The sequence below is a fragment of the Gordonia paraffinivorans genome (assembly GCF_900683595.1).
In the GTDB taxonomy this organism is placed as follows: domain Bacteria; phylum Actinomycetota; class Actinomycetes; order Mycobacteriales; family Mycobacteriaceae; genus Gordonia; species Gordonia paraffinivorans.
Genome location: NZ_CAACYD010000001.1, coordinates 108,004 through 126,962 on the forward strand (window position 1 = coordinate 108,004; position 18,959 = coordinate 126,962).

20 protein-coding genes and 1 pseudogene are annotated in these 18,959 nt (G+C 68.8%); 11 read left to right on the plus strand and 10 right to left on the minus strand.

Annotation, left to right across the window (positions count from 1 at the left end; genetic code table 11):
• Positions 1-96 precede the first annotated feature (96 nt).
• A complete protein-coding gene (locus E1P53_RS00315) occupies positions 97-1,092 on the minus strand; it encodes a glycoside hydrolase family protein (RefSeq protein ID WP_131733143.1) in 996 nt (331 codons plus the stop codon).
• A gap of 252 nt (positions 1,093-1,344) precedes the next feature.
• On the opposite strand from E1P53_RS00315, the gene E1P53_RS00320 reads away from it, so the two are divergent.
• Positions 1,345-1,890 (plus strand): SbtR family transcriptional regulator, encoded by a 546-nt coding sequence (locus E1P53_RS00320; RefSeq protein ID WP_131733184.1) that lies wholly within the window; start codon positions 1,345-1,347, stop codon positions 1,888-1,890.
• A gap of 501 nt (positions 1,891-2,391) precedes the next feature.
• Positions 2,392-2,997 (plus strand): TetR/AcrR family transcriptional regulator, encoded by a 606-nt coding sequence (locus tag E1P53_RS00325; RefSeq protein WP_131733144.1) that lies wholly within the window; start codon positions 2,392-2,394, stop codon positions 2,995-2,997.
• A gap of 107 nt (positions 2,998-3,104) precedes the next feature.
• Here the strand turns inward: E1P53_RS00325 and E1P53_RS00330 are convergent, their stop codons facing one another.
• Positions 3,105-4,595, minus strand: coding sequence for a phospholipase D-like domain-containing protein (locus E1P53_RS00330; protein ID WP_181954781.1), 1,491 nt, complete (start codon positions 4,593-4,595; stop codon positions 3,105-3,107).
• Positions 4,596-4,717: 122 nt separating this feature from the next.
• On the opposite strand from E1P53_RS00330, the gene E1P53_RS00335 reads away from it, so the two are divergent.
• The 5 genes from E1P53_RS00335 (at position 4,718) to E1P53_RS00350 (ending at position 8,653) form a co-directional block, all read left to right on the plus strand.
• Positions 4,718-5,383, plus strand: a complete 666-nt coding sequence (locus E1P53_RS00335) for a CHAP domain-containing protein (protein WP_371830978.1) — start codon at positions 4,718-4,720, stop codon at positions 5,381-5,383.
• A complete protein-coding gene (locus E1P53_RS20615) occupies positions 5,380-5,589 on the plus strand; it encodes a hypothetical protein (RefSeq protein WP_244941078.1) in 210 nt (69 codons plus the stop codon). Before E1P53_RS00335 ends, E1P53_RS20615 begins: the two co-directional genes overlap by 4 nt.
• 11 nt (positions 5,590-5,600) lie before the next feature.
• Positions 5,601-6,476: a DUF6670 family protein gene (locus E1P53_RS00340; protein ID WP_244941079.1), complete on the plus strand. Its 876-nt coding sequence runs from the start codon at positions 5,601-5,603 to the stop codon at positions 6,474-6,476.
• 4 nt (positions 6,477-6,480) lie between these two features.
• The gene (locus E1P53_RS00345; RefSeq protein WP_131733145.1) at positions 6,481-7,113 is read left to right on the plus strand and encodes a DUF2461 domain-containing protein; all 633 of its coding nucleotides are present in this window, start codon (positions 6,481-6,483) and stop codon (positions 7,111-7,113) included.
• Positions 7,114-7,252: 139 nt separating this feature from the next.
• Positions 7,253-8,653: an amidohydrolase family protein gene (locus E1P53_RS00350; protein ID WP_131733146.1), complete on the plus strand. Its 1,401-nt coding sequence runs from the start codon at positions 7,253-7,255 to the stop codon at positions 8,651-8,653.
• A gap of 5 nt (positions 8,654-8,658) precedes the next feature.
• Here E1P53_RS00350 and E1P53_RS00355 read toward each other — a convergent pair whose 3' ends face one another.
• Positions 8,659-9,066 (minus strand): YchJ family protein, encoded by a 408-nt coding sequence (locus E1P53_RS00355; RefSeq protein ID WP_131733147.1) that lies wholly within the window; start codon positions 9,064-9,066, stop codon positions 8,659-8,661.
• Positions 9,067-9,163: 97 nt separating this feature from the next.
• On the opposite strand from E1P53_RS00355, the gene E1P53_RS00360 reads away from it, so the two are divergent.
• On the plus strand, positions 9,164-9,379 hold the full coding sequence (locus E1P53_RS00360; protein WP_109239320.1) for a dodecin: 216 nt from the start codon (positions 9,164-9,166) through the stop codon (positions 9,377-9,379).
• A gap of 8 nt (positions 9,380-9,387) precedes the next feature.
• Here E1P53_RS00360 and E1P53_RS00365 read toward each other — a convergent pair.
• Positions 9,388-9,915 (minus strand): annotated as a pseudogene (locus E1P53_RS00365) (alpha/beta fold hydrolase); the annotation flags it as partial.
• A 13-nt stretch (positions 9,916-9,928) separates the two neighbouring features.
• Between E1P53_RS00365 and E1P53_RS00370 the strand changes: the two are divergent.
• From E1P53_RS00370 to eutC, 3 genes are all read left to right on the plus strand, one after another.
• A complete protein-coding gene (locus E1P53_RS00370) occupies positions 9,929-10,540 on the plus strand; it encodes a TetR/AcrR family transcriptional regulator (RefSeq protein WP_131733187.1) in 612 nt (203 codons plus the stop codon).
• A 99-nt stretch (positions 10,541-10,639) separates the two neighbouring features.
• Complete coding sequence (locus E1P53_RS00375) at positions 10,640-12,049, plus strand: ethanolamine ammonia-lyase subunit EutB (protein ID WP_131733148.1); 1,410 nt, start codon at positions 10,640-10,642, stop codon at positions 12,047-12,049.
• Entirely contained in the window at positions 12,046-12,846 is an 801-nt protein-coding gene (gene eutC / locus E1P53_RS00380) for an ethanolamine ammonia-lyase subunit EutC (RefSeq protein ID WP_131733149.1), read from the plus strand. The genes E1P53_RS00375 and eutC overlap by 4 nt, the downstream gene beginning before the upstream one ends.
• A gap of 21 nt (positions 12,847-12,867) precedes the next feature.
• Here the strand turns inward: eutC and E1P53_RS20365 are convergent, their stop codons facing one another.
• From E1P53_RS20365 to E1P53_RS00405, 6 genes are all read right to left on the minus strand, one after another.
• The gene (locus E1P53_RS20365) at positions 12,868-13,005 is read right to left on the minus strand and encodes a hypothetical protein (protein ID WP_165484377.1); all 138 of its coding nucleotides are present in this window, start codon (positions 13,003-13,005) and stop codon (positions 12,868-12,870) included.
• A 124-nt stretch (positions 13,006-13,129) separates the two neighbouring features.
• Positions 13,130-14,968 carry an AMP-dependent synthetase/ligase gene (locus E1P53_RS00385; RefSeq protein ID WP_131733150.1) on the minus strand — a complete coding sequence of 613 codons (1,839 nt, stop codon included), beginning with the start codon at positions 14,966-14,968 and terminating at the stop codon, positions 13,130-13,132.
• Positions 14,969-15,074: 106 nt separating this feature from the next.
• Positions 15,075-17,060 (minus strand): ABC transporter ATP-binding protein/permease, encoded by a 1,986-nt coding sequence (locus E1P53_RS00390; RefSeq protein ID WP_131733151.1) that lies wholly within the window; start codon positions 17,058-17,060, stop codon positions 15,075-15,077.
• Positions 17,061-17,260: 200 nt separating this feature from the next.
• Entirely contained in the window at positions 17,261-17,446 is a 186-nt protein-coding gene (locus E1P53_RS00395) for a vWA domain-containing protein (protein ID WP_131733152.1), read from the minus strand.
• A gap of 144 nt (positions 17,447-17,590) precedes the next feature.
• Positions 17,591-18,082, minus strand: a complete 492-nt coding sequence (locus tag E1P53_RS00400; protein ID WP_230824764.1) for a hypothetical protein — start codon at positions 18,080-18,082, stop codon at positions 17,591-17,593.
• Positions 18,079-18,957 carry an acyl-CoA thioesterase gene (locus tag E1P53_RS00405; RefSeq protein WP_006899581.1) on the minus strand — a complete coding sequence of 293 codons (879 nt, stop codon included), beginning with the start codon at positions 18,955-18,957 and terminating at the stop codon, positions 18,079-18,081. Before E1P53_RS00405 ends, E1P53_RS00400 begins: the two co-directional genes overlap by 4 nt.
• Positions 18,958-18,959: the final 2 nt, after the last annotated feature.

The following is an 18,959-nucleotide window of genomic DNA, read 5'->3' on the forward strand; positions in this document are numbered from 1 at the left end:
ATCGCGACGGCAAACCACCGCCAGACCTCACTTCGACGGTGCGACTTCGATTGAGGTCGCATCGACGAAACGAGGTCGCACAGCGGCTTGGCGGACCTACGCTGACTCCCGGATCACCCCGAAGTGCCGGACCGTGCCCGACAGACGCGGCAGCTCCTTGGCCGGCGACCACGCGTACAGGTCGCGGCTGTCGCTGTAGTGGTATTGACCCGTCTTGTAGGCGTCGAAGTACATGCGCCAGTTGCCGTTCGGGAGCCTCACCACCGCCATGCCCTCGACGAAACGGCCGAAGTTGCGGATCGGCACGAACCGGTACGGGCCGTGGAGCGAGCCCGCGACGGCGTGCTCGATGGTCTTCTTGCCCTCGTTCTTGACGAACGCATGGTAGGTCCCGCCGACCTTCACGATCGTGGTGTCGATATGGTCGGCGCCGATGCTCAGGATCGGCACGGGTGGCGTCCACATCCGCAGACCGGGGTCCAGTGCGGTCATCACGTACGGGATGAATCCGCCGCCGGTCGACATCGACAGGACGAGGTGGACCCGACCGCCTTCGACGAAGAACTCCGGGGCCCAGGCCTTGGTCGTGAACGGCGACAACGACGGCCCGTCGCTCGACCCCGCCGACCCGAAGCTCAACGAACCCGACGTGGAGCCGAACACCCCTCTGCCGTCGCCGCTGCCGGGCAGGAGGGCACAGCACAACGGCACCGGGTACTCGTGGGTGAACGCCCAGTTCACCCGGTCGCGGCTGCGGGCGAAGCCGATGGTGGCCCGACCGGTGGTGTACGCGACGTGGTACCAGCCGTCGGCGCCGCGAAAGATGCTGGGGTCGCGCACCACGCCCGATGGCGGTGTGAACGCCGACATCCGCAGCGGCCGGAAGGTCGTCGCGTCGCCGGACTGGTAGACGTCCATGTGATGTTGGCTGATGTTGCTGAACCCGACCATGGTGTACCGCCACCCCGCGGCGGAACCCGTGCCGGGTGTGGCGACGACGAGGCCGGCCAGTGCGAGCAGCGCGGCTGCGAGCGCACCCAGGTGGAGACGAGAGCGGTCACGACGAGCGCGGATTCCCCGGATCGGCACCATGCCAGCAGTATCGGCGACGCCACCGGGGCCGCGCGAGGGTTTCCGGCAACCGTTGCCGAACGAGTCCGGGGCGGCGCGGTCTCGAGCGGATCCGGATCGCGATCAGCACCACAATTCTCCTCAGCACTAGAAGTGGATGCTTTTCCTCCACTTAATACTGGAGGATGATCCTCCGGTTAGACTGGCCTTGTCAACCGGTTGTGATGGACGGTGCACACCGAAGCCGCCCCACGGAGGAGAAGGGACGTGGCCATGCGGGCCGACGCGGCACGACGACGCGAGGCGATCGTCCGAGAAGCCCGCCGCCTGTTCGCCGCCCAGGGCGGAGGCGTCGCCCTCGAGGCCGTCGCCGAAGCCGCCGGGGTGGGCATCGCGACGCTCTACCGCAACTTCGAGTCCCGGCACGCGCTGGCCGACGAGGTCGCACAGACCATCCTCGCCGACATCGCCCGCGCGGCCGACGAAGCGCTGGCGACCATCGCCGACTCCCCCGATGACACGTGGGCGGCGTTCGTGAACCGACTCGTCGACCTCGACCTCGGTGCGCTGTCGGCGGCGCTGGCCGAGTACGTCACCACCGCGGTTCGGCAGACGCAGACACAGACGCTCGAGCGCGTCGAAGAACTACTGGGCACAGCGAAAGACGCCGGACTCGTCCGAGGGGACCTGCAGGCACTCGAGCTCATCGTCGGCATCGGCCTGCTCACCCGCCCACAGCCGGCAGCCGTCAGTGCCGCGACCCCGGAGCTGGTGCCCCGGCTGGTGTCGATCCTTCTGGCGGGCATGCGTCCCCGGTGAGACCCCCGGACCAGCGGCGACGCAGCGACGCAGCGACGCACACACAGCAACATGGACACAGCGGACATATATGCAGCGGCCGACACGCACGGTGTCGTCCGTTCGAATCAACTGGCGCCGAGACCGCCGTGAACGTCGTTGCAGATGGAACAGTCAGTTTCCGGACCCGGAACCCCGGGTACCCGATCGAACATGTGGAGTCGACCTGTCGACAAGCACACCGACGCGGAGGGGTGACAGAGCCCCTCGAGCAGGCGCGGATGTCCCCTCACCGCATCTGAATCCCCCCGAGAAGATCCCTCGCGCCCTCCCCCGACAGAAGAGCGCGAGGGATCTTCTCGGCGGAAGTGTATTTTACAAGCCACCCGCTTTGTCCAGTGCTCATACACAGCCCTGATAATGTCCACAGCGGCATCGCACGACTGTGCGAGTGAGAACACGAGGAGCCGACACCGCGCCGCGGCGCGAACGGACACGACGGTCAAGGGACTGGCGCGAGAGATGAAGACCCGGAACTACGCGCAGGACAGCAAGTCGCTCCTCCGGAACTCGCTCCTGGACGGCCTGCACGACCTGCTCATGGAGCGGGACTGGTCGCAGGTCCGGATGTCCGGTGTCGCCGCCGCGACCGGGGTGAGCCGCCAGACCGTCTACAACGAGTTCGGCTCCCGGTACGGACTGGCCCGCGGGTACGCCGTGCGCCTCGCGAGCAGGTTCGCCGGACATGTGGCCGAGGCGTTGGCCGCGCACGTCGACGACGTGACGGGTGCGCTGCGGACGTCGTTCACCGAGTATTTCGCCGGGGTCGCGACCGACCCCCTCGTCGCGTCCCTGTTGTCCGGCGAGGCGAAGCCCGACCTGATGAAGCTCATCACCACCGACGCCGCACCGATCCTCACGACCGCGAGCGAGGTACTGGCGCAGGCGTTCCGCGAGTCCACCTGGCTGTCGATGGCCGAGGACGACATCGAACGCGTCTGTCGGGCGACCACCCGGATGGCCCTGAGCTTCGTGGCCATGCCGCCCGAGGGCGACCGCGACGCCGCAGCCGACCTCGCCGAGATCATCGCACCCGCCATCGAGGCGGCCAGGGTCCGCGCGGACTGACCGCGATCCCCGGATGCCTCGAGTCGCAGGGCCGCAGGACCGCAGGGTCGAGAGCCCCGGGTCCGAGGCCGCCGGGTACGAGCGCCGCGACCGGAGACCTCCGGGCCTCAGTGGCGCGACCGCCGGCCGCCGGCCCGCCGCAGCACGCTCCGGTAGACCCGTTCCAGCGTCGGGGTTCTCGCGTCCTCCGGGTCGACGAGTTCGTTCTCGGCGATGACCGATTCCTCGTCGTCGATCGTCTCCCGGTCGAACTCTTCGAGTGTCCGCCCCGGGCTGCGCATCGCCTCGACCGCCTCGAGGAGCGACTCCCGTTCCCGCACAGCGGCATCGAACTCGTCCGCGGCCACGTCGAGGTGCTCGGACAGCAGTCGGACACGGAACCCGGTGATCTTCGCTCGCAACTCGGCGTCGGCCGGGTCGTCGGCATCCGCCTCGATCGCGACGTCGCACTCGCTGTCGAACCCCAGCGACCGGTTGTTCAGGTTCGACGAACCGATCCGCAGCAGGACGTCGTCGACGACGAGGACCTTCGCATGGACGTAGATCGGGTCGCCCTCCGAGGTCACCGGATAGTAGGCGCGGAAGCGATCGTGAACATCGGCCTGCCACAGCAACTTCAGCAGTCTGTGCCGCGCCCCGTCCATCGCGAGTCGCTCGACGGGACTGTCGGAATGCCGGGGCAGCACGACGACGATCTCCGGTCCGTCGTCCTCGCGAAGCCGTGCTGCGAGCGCCTCGGCGATCTCGCGTGCGGCCAGGTACTGGCTCTCGATGTAGATGGTGTGGCGCGCGGCAGCGAAGGCCGCCAGGTAGAGCTTCCGGATCTCCTCGACCTGCGGACGGTCGCCGTAGTGCGGGATGGTGCGGGCGACGCCCACGTCGCAGGAGGTGAAGGTCGGCTCGAGGCCCTCCGGCCATATGTCGGGCCCCGCGGTGTTGTCGACGAGCGGGGCCAGTCGCTCGCCGGTGGCCGCCTCCCACCGGTCGTGGGCCACCGTGGCGACGACCCGGGCCGCATCCCCGTCGAGCGCTACCGTCACGTCATGCCACGGACCGTGCGGCTCGCCGTCAGGACCACGACGGAACTCGTTGCGCGACAGGTGCTCCGAGGTGTCCCAGCGGTCCACGGTCATGTCGATCCCGCCGCAGAAGGCGAACTGGTCGTCGATGACCGCGATCTTCTGGTGGTGCGCGGCGGAGGCGGGATGGGCGGAGTCGATCCGGTAGTGCAGCCGGCGCCCGGTCAGCAGGTCCTGCACGAAGGGCGGCGCGACGCCGCGCAACATGCCGGTGAACGCGCCGACGCTCCAGCGCAGAACGTAGATCTCCAATCCGGGCCGGTTGTCCACCAGCCACTTGAGAAAGTCCCCGAGTTCGTCGGGCACATCGCCCTCCGACGAGCGCGGGTCGAGCCGGATACGGGTGTCGACGTCCCAGCCGATCAACACCGCACGGCGTTTGGCCTGCAGCAGGGCCGACTTCGCGTGCACGAAGTAATCGGCCGCGTCGACGATGCACGCCACCCGCCCGGCAGCGGCGATCTCCCGGCATGTCTCGCCCACCCGCAGGATCGGCGCGTGCTCGGTCTGGTCCACCATCGTCTCTCTCCACCCTCCCCGGCCCGGCCCGGCCATTGTGCCAACATCTCGCAGCCTCGTCCGTTCCGACATCGGGATTCGGCGTGGCCTCGTGCGCGGATGGTTTGCCTACACTCGGCGGGGTGAGCCCTGAGCCCAATGCCGCGACCCGCACCGGAGCCGATCCCGCGACCGGCACGGATCCGCGTCCCCGACCACGCCGTCGCCGCCCGTTCGTCCTGGCCGCGGTGGTCGTCGTGATACTGGTCCTCGGGGTCGGCGTGGTCGCCTGGCGCACGGTGCCGCAACGGTGGCTTCCGTGGGACACGGCCGAGTTCCCGCAGGTCGACGCGTCGCAGCTGACGCCGACGCAGTACCGGATCGTCGAGCTGCTGCGCGCCGAGCACGCCAGGCAGCGGCCGGGCACCTTCTACTCCGAGGGCGCCGACGAACCCTGGTGCGCGAACTTCGTCAGCTGGATCATGCGGGAGGCCGGGGTGCCGTTGCGCAACCCCAACTCCGGGCACTGGCGCATCCCGGGCGTGTTCACGTTGCAGGAGTTCTACGAGGGCACCGGCAGGTTCAAACCGGTCGGCGACCACACGCCCGGGGTCGGCGATGTCGTCCTGTACGACCGGTCCTGGGCGCTGGGCCAGCACACGAACATCGTGGTCGCGGTCGACGGCGACGAGGCGGTCACGGTCGGGGGCAACGAGATGAGGAGGATCCGGGTCCACAAGCTGGACTGGTCGTCCGACGGCGGGGTCGTCGGATTCGGGCGGCTCGACGACTCCGGAGCGGCCCGATGACCACGGAGTACCCATCGCGACCGCCGCGATACCTCCGGCCGGCACTGGCGGTGGCCCGCCATTACACCGACGCCGCCCATCGCGCATCGCACGAGCCGTTCGACCATTCGCTGGACCTGCTCCCCCACACCGCTCTCTCACGCCGCTACGGCTGGAGCGATCACGGCCTCATGCTCCCGAACCGCCCGACCCGCATCGCTATCTGAGCCGGATGGTCATGAGCGGGACGACCGGGCTGCAGGCCTTCGACTTCCCGCACGAGGCGGCACCGGACGATCCCCAGGACATCATCGTCGCGTCGGCATCGAGCGGCGCCGAGAACGCCTACGCATGCGAGGTGCTGTCGATCGAACGGGACGGCCGGTTCGCGCGTGATCACGCCGAGTTCGGGACGCTCGCGACCATCAGCGGGACCCACCCGGACTTCGAGATCCGCCTGCACGCCGGCGACCTCGACGCGCGGGTGACCATGAGGTGCCGCCCGGAGACGACATGGTTCGTGCGATCGCCGGTGTGGCGGCACATCGGCCACGTCGGACGCTACGAGGGCGAGGTCACGCACCGCGGGGTGGTCACCCCGGTCTCCGGCGTCGGCAACCTCGAGTACGCCCGCAGTGTGAGTCCCTACGTGGTGCTGCGCCGCGCTTCCCGCCGACGGTTGCCGCTGCAGTGGTTCAGCTACCACGTGCTCGACGTGCCCGGCGAACGGCAGATCCTGTTCACGCAACTCGGCGCCTTCGGGGCGATCGTGGAGACGAACGTCATCTTCCGGTCGATGGACGGCACACCCGACCGCAAGGTCCACGGCGGATACCACCGGGTCCTGGAGACCGACGACGCCCCGACCGTCGACGCCCACGGCAACGCGCGATTGTTGCCCCGTACTTTCGAGTTCGGTTGCGACGGAATGACGGTCGTCGGCACCTACGACTGTCCGCAACGCTTCGCCATCGGCCGCGGGTACATCTCGGGGTACAGCGCGCAGGTGCGCCTCGACGGGGAGGAGTTCACCACCCGGGGCTACTCCGAGCACATCGACGAACGCGTGCCGCCGCACAGGAGTCCGGGACGCCGGGTCGCACCGATACGGTGAGTGCATGAGCTTCACCGGTTTCCCCGAAGCTGCCCTCGACTTCTACGACGACCTCGAGATCGACAACTCGAAGTACTTCTGGGAGCAGCACAAAGAGACCTACACGACGGCGGTCGCCGAGCCGATGACCGTGCTCACCGAGGAACTCGCCGACGAGTTCGGGCCGGCCAAGTTGTTCCGCCCGTACCGGGACGTACGGTTCTCCAAGGACAAGTCCCCGTACAAGACCCATCAGGGCGCCTTCGTCCAGGTGGCCCCCGCCACGGGCTACTACATCCAGATCGGGGCGCCCGGCGTCCGTGTCGCGGTCGGTTTCTACGAGGCCGCCTCCGACCGGCTCGCCGCGATCCGCCGGGCCATCGACGACGACCTGCACGGCCCCGAACTCGTGCGCATCGTGCGCAAGCTCACCAAGGCCGGCTGGGAGGTCGACGGCGAGCGACTCAAGACCGCACCCCGCGGCTACGACGTCGACCACCCGCGCATCGAACTCCTGCGGCACAAGTCGCTGTTCGTCGGCAAGGACTACGGGTTCGACGAGGTCATCCACTCGCCCGCACTCGTCGACCGCGTCCGCAAGGACTGGCGCTCCGCCAAACCGCTGATCGAGTGGATCGACCGACACGGCGCCGTCTGAGCCGCGCCGGCCGGCCGCGGCCCGCGTGGGCGACGCCCCGGTGCCCGCCCGACCTGCACGTCGGCACCACCCGTGCCATCCTTTGCCGGTGCCTTCCCCATCTCACGACGTCCCCCCGGGTGATGTCCAGGAGTCGACGATGACCGACCACGTTCATCACGGGCACGTGTTCCACCTGACCGGAAGCCCCCTGATCACCGAATCGATCGGCGCGCTGGTGTCGATCCCGGACGGAGCGCTGGTCATCGGCGGCGACGGTCGGATCAAGTACTGCGGCGAGCGCGACGGCGTGCCGGCCGAATACGCCGACGCCGTGCGCCACGAACACCGCGACGCCTACCTGATCCCGGGCTTCGTGGACACGCACATCCACTACCCGCAGACCTTCGCCGGCGACTCCTACGGGGGCGGTCAGCTCCTCGAGTGGCTCGACCACTGCATCTTTCCGTCCGAGGCGCGCTTCGCCGATCCGGGGTTCGCCCGCACGGCCGCGCGCGAGTTCACCCGCCGGCGTACGGCCGCGGGCACGACGGCGATGATGGCGTTCGGGTCGGCCTTCCCCCACGCGCAGGACGCGCTGTTCACCGAGACCCTCGCGGCCGGCCTGCGCATCGTCTCCGGCCGCGGCATCCAGACGGTCGGCGGCGGCTCCGCCCGACCCCTCCTCACCTCGGAGGAGGACGCGATCCGGTTGACGCGGGAGGAGATCGACAGGTGGCACGCCGCCGACACCGCCGACCCGGCGACCTCGCTCGTGCACGTGGCCATCGTGCCCCGGTTCTCGTTGTCGGTCACGCCCGAGACGCTGCGCAATCTCGGCGAGCTCTACGACGAGTACCGCGACCGCGGAGTGTACGTGCACACGCATCTCAACGAGAACAACCGACCGGGCACCGGCGAGATCGACACCACCCGCGCGCTCTATCAGGTCGAGTCGTATCTCGACACCTACGACGGGAGATTCCTGCCGGGTTCACGGGTCGGCGGCAAGAGTCTGCTCGGCCGGCGCACGATCCTGGCCCACGCCGTGCACTGCCGGGACGACGAGCTGGCGCGGATGGCCGAGACCGGGACGTCGATCGCACACTGCCCCATCTCCCAACTCTTCCTCGGGTCCGGCACGATGCCGTGGAAGCGGACCGTCGCGGCGGGCGTGAACCTCTCGGCGGGAACCGATTTCGGCGGCGGAGACGAGTGGCTGATCCCCCGGGTCCTCGGCGACGCCTTCAAGCAGCACATCAGCGAGCCCGGCGATGCCGGTGTCTCCCTGCATCCGGCCGAGATGCTGTTCCTCGGCACGCTCGGCGGCGCCCGCGCCCTCGACATGGAGGAACGATTCGGCAACCTCGACGCCGGCAAGGAGGCCGACTTCCTCGTCGTGCGGCCCGACGAGGCGCTGCAGGCGCGACTCGACAACGCGGTGCGATCCGACGATCCGGACCTCGCCCGGGATCAGACGCTCTTCACCCTGCTCATGGGAATCCGCGAGTCCTCGATCGCCGAGGTGTACGTGCAGGGGCGGCGAGTCCGCGTCGGCTGATCGGGTCAGGCGATGACGCCGTCGACATAGACCCACTCCCCGCGGTACCTGGTGAACCGGCTGCGCTCGTGCAGCTTCCCCTTGTCCGAATCGACCCGGTAGTAGGCGGTGAAGGTGACCTCGCCGTCGGTGTCGAACGGCGAACCGCCCCTCGTCGACTCCACGTCGAGCCGGTACCAGCGCATCTTCTCGTCGAGGGACAGGTCGGTGGGGCGGGTGCGGGGATGCCAGCTACGCAGCACGTGCTCGCGGTCGCCGACGACGAATGCGGTGAACCGTGACCGCATCAAGGCCTCGGCGGTCGGCGCGGGGCGGGTGCCGTCGAGGACGGGCCCGCAGCATTCACCGAACGGGAAGCCGGACAGGCACGGACATCGCGCATCGGGATCACGGTTTGCCGATTCGAGGTTCATCCACCGCATCATAGGGGTAGACAGAGACCAGGTCACCGGAGGAGCCGAACGGTTCGGACACCACCCCGAACGGTCGGCATGATCGATGGGAGAAGCCTTGTCCGACAACGTCTATCGAGTCATCGAAGTGGTCGGGTCGTCGAAGTCCGGCACCGACGACGCCATCCGCAACGCGATATCCCGCGCATCTCAGACGGTGAACAACCTCGACTGGTTCGAGGTGACGGAGACCCGCGGCCACATCGAGGACGGTCAGATCGCCCACTTCCAGGTCACGCTCAAGGTCGGCTTCAAGATCGAGGAGCCGTCCTGATCGGGTGATCAGCCCGGCCCGCGCGAGCGGTCCCCGGCGAGGAAGCCGCCAATCTCGCGCGCGACCGCCTCCGGCTCGTCGAGCATCGACAGCACCGCGGCGCCGCGGATCTCCGCGTATCGACCGCGGGGCAGCAGTCCGGCCAGCCGGGGTCCGCGCTCGGGTGGCATCACCCGGTTGTCGGGCGCCCACAACACCAGCGCATCGCCGTCGAAATCACGCAGCGCCTCGGTCCTGCGCACGAGTTCCGCGTCGTCGAACGTCGTTCGCGCGTACTTGACGAGATCGCGGCGGATGCGGGCATCGGCCAGGACGGGTTCGGTCCACGCGCGCATCCGCTCGTCCAGCACGGGGTCTCCGACGGAAGTCGTCACCATCTGCCCCCACAGCATCGGCAGCCTCCGCAACCAGCCGATCCGCAATTGCCGCGCCGCCGTCGTGACCCCGCCGGGTATCCGGACCGCCAGCGTGGCGAGCTTGCCGGGCAGGCCCGGCGGGAAGTTGTCGAAGGCCTCGCACGGGAGGACGACGGACCGCATCGTGGCCGGCATGATCGAGTTGCTGCGCCGTCAGGGCTACGCGGCGACCGGCATGAAGCAGATCGTCGAGGCCGGGCAGGCGCCGATCGGCTCGATCTACCACCACTTCCCCGGTGGGAAACGCGATGTCGCCGCCGCCGCACTGAGACAGTCCGGCGCGGCCTACGCCGAACTCGTCACCATGCTCCTCGCTCCGATCGACGATCCGGCCGAAGGCGTCGAGTCCGCATTCGTCGCGGCCGCCGACACCATCGAATCCGCGGGCTGGTTGAACATGTGCCCCGTCGCCACGGTCGCCGGCGAGGTCGCCGACACCGAACCCGCGCTGCGAGAGGCGGCCGGCGAGGTCATGGCGTCGTGGATCGACTCGGGCACATCGATGTTCGTCGCCCGCGGGATCCCCGAACCCGATGCCCGCCCCCTGACGTTCGCTCTCGTCTCCGCCCTCGAAGGCGCGTTCGTGATGGCGCGGACGCTTCGGTCGACGGAACCCATCCTCGCCGCCGGGCGGGCGATGGGCGCCTACGCGCGGTCGTTGGCGAGGGCGCGCACCGGGTCGCCGACGGGCAGCGAGCCCGCGCCGGACACCGCATCGAGCCGGCTCGCCGACACGGACCACTGATCGGCGCGCCCGGTACCTGTGAGCCGGTTCGTTCGCCATGCGCCACGGATGCGCCGAACCTAGACTCGCCTACACCATGACGAGCGCTGAGGATTCCCGATGAGGTACCGCCAGACCATCTCCGGGACGACGTACGAGTTCGACGGACTGGTCGAACTGATGGCCAAGGCCACGCCGCGCCGCTCCGGCGACGAACTCGCCGGGTGCGCCGCCATCTCCGATGCCGAACGCGCCGCTGCCGCATGGCAGTTGGCCGATGTCCCGCTGTCGGCATTCCTCGAGGAGATGCTCGTCCCGTACGAATCCGACGAGGTCACGCGACTGATCGTCGACACCCATGACCGGCAGGCGTTCACCGAGATCGCGCATCTGACCGTCGGCGGGTTCCGGGACTGGCTGTTGGAGGCGTCGACGGCGCCGGACGCGGCCGAACGCATCGCCCGCATCTCCCCCGCCGTGACGCCGGAGATGGCGGCCGCGACGTCGAAGCTCATGCGCAACCAGGACCTCGTCCTGGTCGCCTCGGCGATCCGGGTGACCTCCGCCTTCCGCACCACCATCGGCCTGCCCGGCCGGATCGCCACCCGGCTGCAGCCGAACCATCCCACCGACGATCCGCGCGGGATCGCCGCCGCCACACTCGACGGCCTGCTGATGGGATGCGGCGACGCGGTCGTCGGCATCAACCCGGCGTCGGACTCGCCCCACGCGACCGCCGACCTGCTGCACATGCTCGACGACATCCGGCAGCGCCACGACATCCCCATGCAGTCGTGCGTGCTGTCGCATGTCACGACGACCGTCGACCTCATCGGGCAGGGTGTACCCGTCGATCTCGTGTTCCAGTCGATCGCGGGAACCGAAGGAGCCAACAAGGCCTTCGGAGTCGACCTGGCGATCCTCCAGGAAGCCGACGAGGCCGGGCGGTCGCTGAAGCGGGGCACCGTCGGCGACAACGTCATGTACCTCGAGACCGGGCAGGGATCGGCCCTCTCGGCCGGAGCCCACCTCGGGACCGGTGGCAAGCCCGTCGACCAGCAGACCCTCGAGGCACGGGCCTACGCGGTGGCGCGCGCACTGGACCCGCTGCTGATCAACACCGTGGTCGGGTTCATCGGACCCGAATACCTCTATGACGGCAAGCAGATCATCCGCGCCGGCCTCGAAGACCACTTCTGCGGCAAGCTGCTCGGCCTGCCGATGGGCGTCGACGTCTGCTACACCAACCACGCCGAAGCCGACCAGGACGACATGGACACGCTCCTGACGCTGCTCGGTGTCGCGGGTGCGGCGTTCGTCATCGCCGTCCCCGGGGCCGACGACATCATGCTCGGCTACCAGAGCCTGTCCTTCCACGACGCGCTCTACGTGCGACAGGCACTCGCCCTCCGCCCCGCCCCCGAGTTCGAGGCCTGGCTGGCCAGGCTCGGCATGGCCGATGCCGACGGCCGCATACTGCCGGTCGACCCGGCGACCTCTCCCCTGCTCTCCCTGGCGGCCGGACGATGACCACTCCGGAACAGACACCGCCCCAGACGGATTCGGCGGATGCCGACGTCTGGGCACCGCTGCGCCGCACGACGCGTGCCCGTATCGGCCTCGGCCGGGCGGGAAACTCCCTGCCGACGCGACGCGTCCTCGAATTCCAGGCCGCCCATGCGGCCGCCCGCGACGCCGTGCACGAACCGCTCGATGCCGAGGCGTTCGCCGCCACCCTGGCCGATTCGGGACTCGACGAGCCGGTGATCGTCACCAGCCAGGCGTCGTCGCGCAGCGAGTACCTGCGGCGGCCGGACCTGGGCCGCACACCGGCCGATCTCTCCCGGGTTCCCCGCTCGGACAGCGAGATCGGGATCGTCATCGCCGACGGGCTCTCCCCGCGCGCCGTCGTCGACCATGCGCGCGGACTCCTCGCGGCCCTCGTCGACGCGTTCGACGGCCGGTACTCGATCGCCCCTCCGGTGATCGCCACCCAGGCCCGGGTCGCGCTCGGGGATCACATCGGCGAGGCGCTCGGCGTGTCGACGCTGCTCGTCATCATCGGCGAGCGACCGGGGTTGTCGGTCGCCGACAGCCTCGGCATCTACCTCACCCACCTCCCGCGCCCAGGCCGCACCGACGCCGACCGCAACTGCATCTCCAACATCCACCCGCCCGACGGGTTGCACTACGAGGTGGCCGCGCGGATCGCGGCCTCGCTGGTCGACGGGGCGCGCAAGCTCGGTCGATCCGGCGTCGCACTCAAGGACACCTCGCGTCAGGCTGCCCTCGACGCCGACGACTCGGCACCCACCATCGAGTCCTGACGCGACGCTGCGCGGGATGACTCATATACCGAGGATCTTCGCCTTCTGCGCGGCGGCGTGCTGCGGGTCGGGGTGCTGCCGGGCCCGCGGGTCCTGGCCGGCGACCGCGTCCTGCTGCGCCCACCGGTTCGCCGGCCGCCACGACACCCGGTTGCTCACCGCCGTCTCGGTAACGGCGATGGAAGGGCTTCTCAGTTCGGCCGCCCCTCGGGCCACTCCACGACGACGTAGTCGACCGGACGGAGTTCGCGATCGGCGTCGTGCCCGGGCGTCGATGCGGCGGTCATGACCGGAGATCCACGACGGCATCGCCCGGCTGCGCCGCGTAGAGGCCGACGATCTCGGTCGCGTACTTCGTCGCGATGGGGTTGCGGCGCAACTTCATCGTCGGGGTCAGTTCGTCGCCACCGGGTTCCCAGGCGGTCGGCACGACGGTGAACCGTTTGACCTGCTCGACGCGGGAGAGTTTCCCGTTGCCCGCCCGGATCGCCCGGGTGATCTCCTCCACCACCTGCGGATGCGACGACAACCCGGCGAGATCGGACTGCTGGACATCGTGGCGCCTGGCGAAGGCGTCGACGGCCTCCGGGTCGAGGACCACCAGCGCAGACACGTACGGTTTTCCGTCGCCGATCGCCACCACCTGGCTGATGAGTGACGACGCCGCCTTCATCGTGTTCTCGATGTTGGTGGGCGACATGTTCTTTCCGGCCTCGTTGATGATCAGTTCCTTCTTGCGGTCGACGATCGTGACGTGCCCGTCGGCGTCGATGGTCGCGATGTCGCCGGTGGCCAGCCACCCGTCGGGGTCGATGATCTCGGCCGTCTTGTCGGGTTGCTTGCGGTAGCCGTTCATGACGACCGGGCCGCGCACCAGGAGCTCCCCGTCCTCGGCGAGCTTGACCTCGATGCCGCGGATGGGCTTGCCCACGCTCCCTATCTTCAGGTCGTCGGGGGTGGTCATCGTGGAGACGCCGGTGGTCTCCGACATCCCCCACACCTCCAGGACCGGGATGCCGAGCCCGAGGAAGAACTTCAGCACCTCGACCGGTATCGCCGCGGCTCCCGAGCCGGCGAAGGCCACCTCGTCGAGGCCGAGCGCGGCACGGACCTTGTGCAGCACGAGTTTGTCGGCGAGATCGTGCTGGATCTTGTCGAGGATCCCGAGATCCCTTCCGGCGAGCCGCGCCTCGGCGGCCTTGTTCCCCATTGCGAGGGCCCACCCGGCGAGCGCCTTCTTGACCGGACTGGTCTCCTCGCCCAGCTTGGCCTCGATGCCCGCGCGGATCTTCTGCCAGACACGCGGCACACCGAAGAAGAACGTCGGGCGGACGTCGGGCAGTGCGGCCGCGATCTCCCGCGGATCGGGGACGGTCGTGAGCTGCATGCCGCGCACCATGTTGGCCGCGTGCGAGGACACCCGGTCGGCGATGTGGGCGGCCGGCAGATACGAGATGGCTCGGTCGTCGAATCCGGCGTCGACGATGTCGGCGAGGGATGCGAGCTCGGCGATGATGTTGCGGTGGGTGATCTCCACGCCCTTCGGCGGGCCGGTGGTGCCGGAGGTGTAGATGAGGGTGGCGAGGTCCTCGGGCTCCACCGCCTGCCAGGACGCGGTGTAGTCGAACCCCTCGGGCGGGGAGAGACGTTCGACCTCGTCCAGCGAGATCGTGTCGCCGCCTCCGCCGTCGACGAGGACGATCGTCTCGACACCCGAGTTCGCAGCCGTGATCACCGGCAGGAACACCTGCTCGGTGACCACGACCCTGTTCTCGGCGTTGCCGAACAGATACTCGATCTGCTCGGGCGAGCTCGTGTTGTAGATCGAGAACGGCACCGCGCCGAGATGCAGCGCAGCGGTGTCGGCCAGGTGGAACTCCGGGCGGTTGGTCAGCATGATGCCGACGGTGTCGCCCCGCGAGACACCCAGCGCGGCAAGCCCTCCGGCGATGGCCTCGACCCGCCTGCCGTACTCGGCCCAGGTGAGCTGCCGACTTCCGCCGAGCGTCCGGATCGCGACGGCGTCGGGACGCACCGTGACCGTCTGCTGGAATGCCGCGGGCAGTGTTGCGACGTCGACCCCGGTCTCGTGGGGAAACGTGATCAGATCTGTTGCGGTCATGGTCCCTCGACTCGCCGTCGTGAATGTGGTGAGCGCCACATTAGCGAGTCGAGGGACTCGGGGAGATCGATTCAGGACGAACGGCCTCAGAGCGAGAAATTGCAGGTCACAACTGTTTACCCGGCGATGCGCCCGCACCGACCGGCGACACCGTCCACGCCCCGTCGCCGCTCAGCTGAAGCACCTGGGTGTGGTGCTGGTCGGTGGTGCTGCGGTGACTGACCGAGACGATGATCGTGTCCGGCAGCTCGGTCCGGATCAGCTTGTACAGCGCGTGTTCGAGGCCCTCGTCGACGGCCGAGGTCGCCTCGTCCATGAACACCGCCTCCGGTCGCGTCAGCAGGATGCGGGCGAACGCGACGCGCTGTTGCTCACCCGGGGAGAGGACCTTGGCCCAGTCCTCCTCGTCATAGAGGCGGTCCACCAGGTGCGGCAGGAACACCTTCTCCAGGGCCTCTCTGATCGCGTCGTCGCCGATGTCGTCGGGCAGCGCCGGATACGCGACGGCGGTCCGCAGGTCGCCGAGCGGGATGTAGGGCATCTGCGAAAGGAACAGCGTCTTGTTGCCCGCCGGACGCGCGAACTCGCCGTCGATGTAGGGCCACAGCCCGGCCAGGCCGCGCAGCAGCGTCGTCTTGCCGGCGCCGGAACGCCCCTTGATGACCAGGGCATCCCCCGGATCGAGCGAGAGGTCGAGAGCGTGGATCAGTTCGTCGCCGTTCGGGGTCTTGACGTCGATGTCGGCCAGTCGCACCGCGCGGTCGCGGTCGACGGTCGAGATCTCGGGCATGGTCCGCGACTTGGTGTCGGCGTCGGCGAGGCCGTCGAGGCGGATGATCGAAGCGCGCAATCCGGTGAACGTGTCGTAGTTCTCGCGGAAGAACGACAGCGCGTCGTGCATCTCGCCGAATGCCGACGCCGTCTGCTGCATGTCGCCGAGCTTGATCTGGCCTTCGAAGAATCGCGGCGCCTGGACCAGGTACGGGAACACGACCGACAACTGGTTCACCACGAAGTTCCAGCCGTTGAAGATGATCGAGACGTAGACGATCTGCCAGTAGTTCTTGATGACCTCGGCGAATCGTGCCATCAGGCCGTTGTGCTCGACCTTCTCGCCGCGGTAGAAGGCGATGTTCTCGGCGCCGTCCCGGACCCGGACCAGCGCATAGCGGAAGTTCGCGGTGAGGCGTTCCTGCCAGAAGTTGAGGCGGATGAGGGGCCGGCCGAGTACGAACGCGATGATCGAGGTCAGCAGCACGTAGCTGAGCACCAGCCACATCATCATCCGCGGGATCTCGACGCCGAACAGCGTCACCGGGCCCGAGAGCTCCCACAGGATCTGGGTGAACGACACGATCGACGCCAACGCGGTCAGCACGCCGTTGGTCGACGAGCCGCCGCCGCCCCAGAGCAGGCCCGAGCCGACCGAGGCGACGTTGGTGATGTCGGCCTGGATGCGCTGGTCGGGGTTGTCCACTCCGGGATGGATGTCGGTGACCTTGTTCGACGTCTTCGTCCGCCGGCGGAACGGCAGGACACTGCGCGACAATACACCGCCGAGGTCGACGAAACGGTTGCGGTAGAACGCGCGACCTTCCATCCAGTCCGCGGCGGCACCGGCGGTCATCCACTTGCGCAGGCTGATCTCGAAGGCGGCGCCGACGTAGATCTCCACCATCGTCCGCACCACGTGGATGGTGGCCAGGACGGCGAACACCGCCATCGAGTACCAGAACATGTCCTTGCCCTGCTGGAGCAGCTGCTCACCCTCGGGCCCGGGCTGGGCGAACGATTCGGCGGCGATCTGCAGGCCGTTGAACAGGTCTCGGCTGAAATAGGAGAACAGGACGATCACGCGGACGCCGGCCAGCGCGAGCACGGTGAGCAGGACAAAGTACATCCAGGCCCGGACCCGCGTGGCGGGTTCGGTGAAGTAGCCGCCGATGATCCGCCACAGCGGCCGTCCCCATCGGCTGAACCGGGCGAGCAGGAAGCCGATCACCAGGATCGCCGCGATCGCGATGGCGGAGGCTATGCCGAGCCATTTCAGGCTCTCCCAGATCTCGTTGTTCCAGTCTCTGCTGTAGTCCACCCACGCTCCCTACCGTCGTGCGTCACGACCGGGCGACCGGTTCGCGGCGCGACCCGGAGGCACGCGTCGGCGTCGAACGTCGCGTCGACACAACGGGTCCGGGCCCAACACTGATCCGGCGCAGTCTAACCCGCGCCACACCCGATGTCCGGGCAACCGTGATCGTGCGAGGAGGCGATCAGGGCCTCGTCCCCTGGTCGTCACACCGGAAGGCGTTCTTGTGGACGTTCGACGCCGCACGTGTCCTCGCCGTCGGAGACGAGCACGATCGAGACATCGCCATCGCTCGGCAGGGTCGCCGCGGCCTGGCGGAGCGATTCGGCGATCGGGGTGAATCCCCGCGGCGTCAGTCCGTCGACCGCGTTGCGCACGGCGACCCGGTTCATCGGACCGGACGGGCTGAGCGTCGTGACGTCCCGGCAACCGCGGCATGGTCGGACGGCCGACTCGACGGCCCGTTGCCGCACACCAGAACCGCCAGGCGAGTGTCCGACGGCAGGGCGGCCGGAGCGACACCGGTCGGGCGCGCTTCAGCCGACCGGCCGGAGGACGACTCCCTGCTGCAGGGCCGAGGCGGACGCGGTCTGCGTGAAGCGGTCGCCGACGCGGACGAGGTAACCGGCGTCGGTGTACTCCACGCGGTCCGCCTCGAAGGTCAGCCGGCAACCGTCGTCGTCGCGGACGAACCCGGTCAGCGTGGTCCGGGCGACCTCGCCGCCGGCAGCGTCGAAGATGACGACCGGCGACTGCCGGGTGATCGGTGTGCCGCCGGGGATCTCGGCGGTCTGCGAGGTGCAGTCGACGACCACCCCGCCTTTCGCGATGAAGGTCGGCGTCCGCAGCGCCCCCAGGAGAACCGCACCGATCGCGAGCGCGGCGAGCAGGACCATCGCCACCGTGGTCGCGACGATGACGGGAAGCCTGGTCCGGCGTTGCCAGTTGCGCCGCGGCAGCCGGGGCCCCGGGTCGAGCCACATCTCGTGGTCGGCGACCGGGGGCCGGTTCATCGGCGCGCCGGTCACGTCCGCGGCGGGAAGTACTTGATCAGGGCTTCCTGGACGACCGACGTCGCGAGCGTCCCGTCGCGCATCCAGAACCGGCCGGACGCCATGCCGCGCGAGCCGGTGGCCACCGGCGAGCGGGTCGCGTACAGGAGCCAGTCGTCGAAGCGGAACTCGCGGTGGAACCACATCGAGTGATTGACCGTCGCGGCGAACAACCGGTCGAGGCCCCACGACAGTCCGTGGGTGGTGATGATCGAGTCCAGGACCGTGGTGTCCGACGCGTAACACATTGCGGCAACGTGCATCACGGGGTCGTCGGGCATCACGCCGTCGGCCTTCATCCAGACCCGGTTGTCGGTGAGCCTCGTCCCCGACTCCTTCGCCTTCCACGTCGGATCGTTGGCGAAGCGGATGTCGATGGGGTGCAGCGCGTTGACGAAGGTCGCGATCTGGTCCTCGTAGCCCTTGAAATGCTCACCGAGAGGCGGCAGTTCCTCCGGGTAGGGCACCTGTGGGATCTCGACCGCGTGCTCGAGGCCGGCGGCGTTGTCCTGGAAGGCCACCAGCATGGTGAAGATCGTCTCGCCGTCCTGCTTGGCGGTGACCTGCCGGTTGGCGAAGGACTTGCCGTCGCGGAACCGGTCGACGTGGTACTCCATCGGCTTGGTCACGTCGCCGCCGCGGATGAAGTGCGCGTGCAGCGCGTGGATCGGCGGATTGCCGCGGGTGAGCGTGCGGGCGGCGGCCACCACGCCCTGTCCCAGCAGCTGTCCGCCGAACGTGCGCGCCGTGACCTGCTCGGGATGCTGTCCGATGAACAGGTCCTCGTCCTGGCGTTCAACGTCGAGCAGCTCGAGCAGCTTGCCGAGATCCCCGGTGTGTTCCACGGTCATGC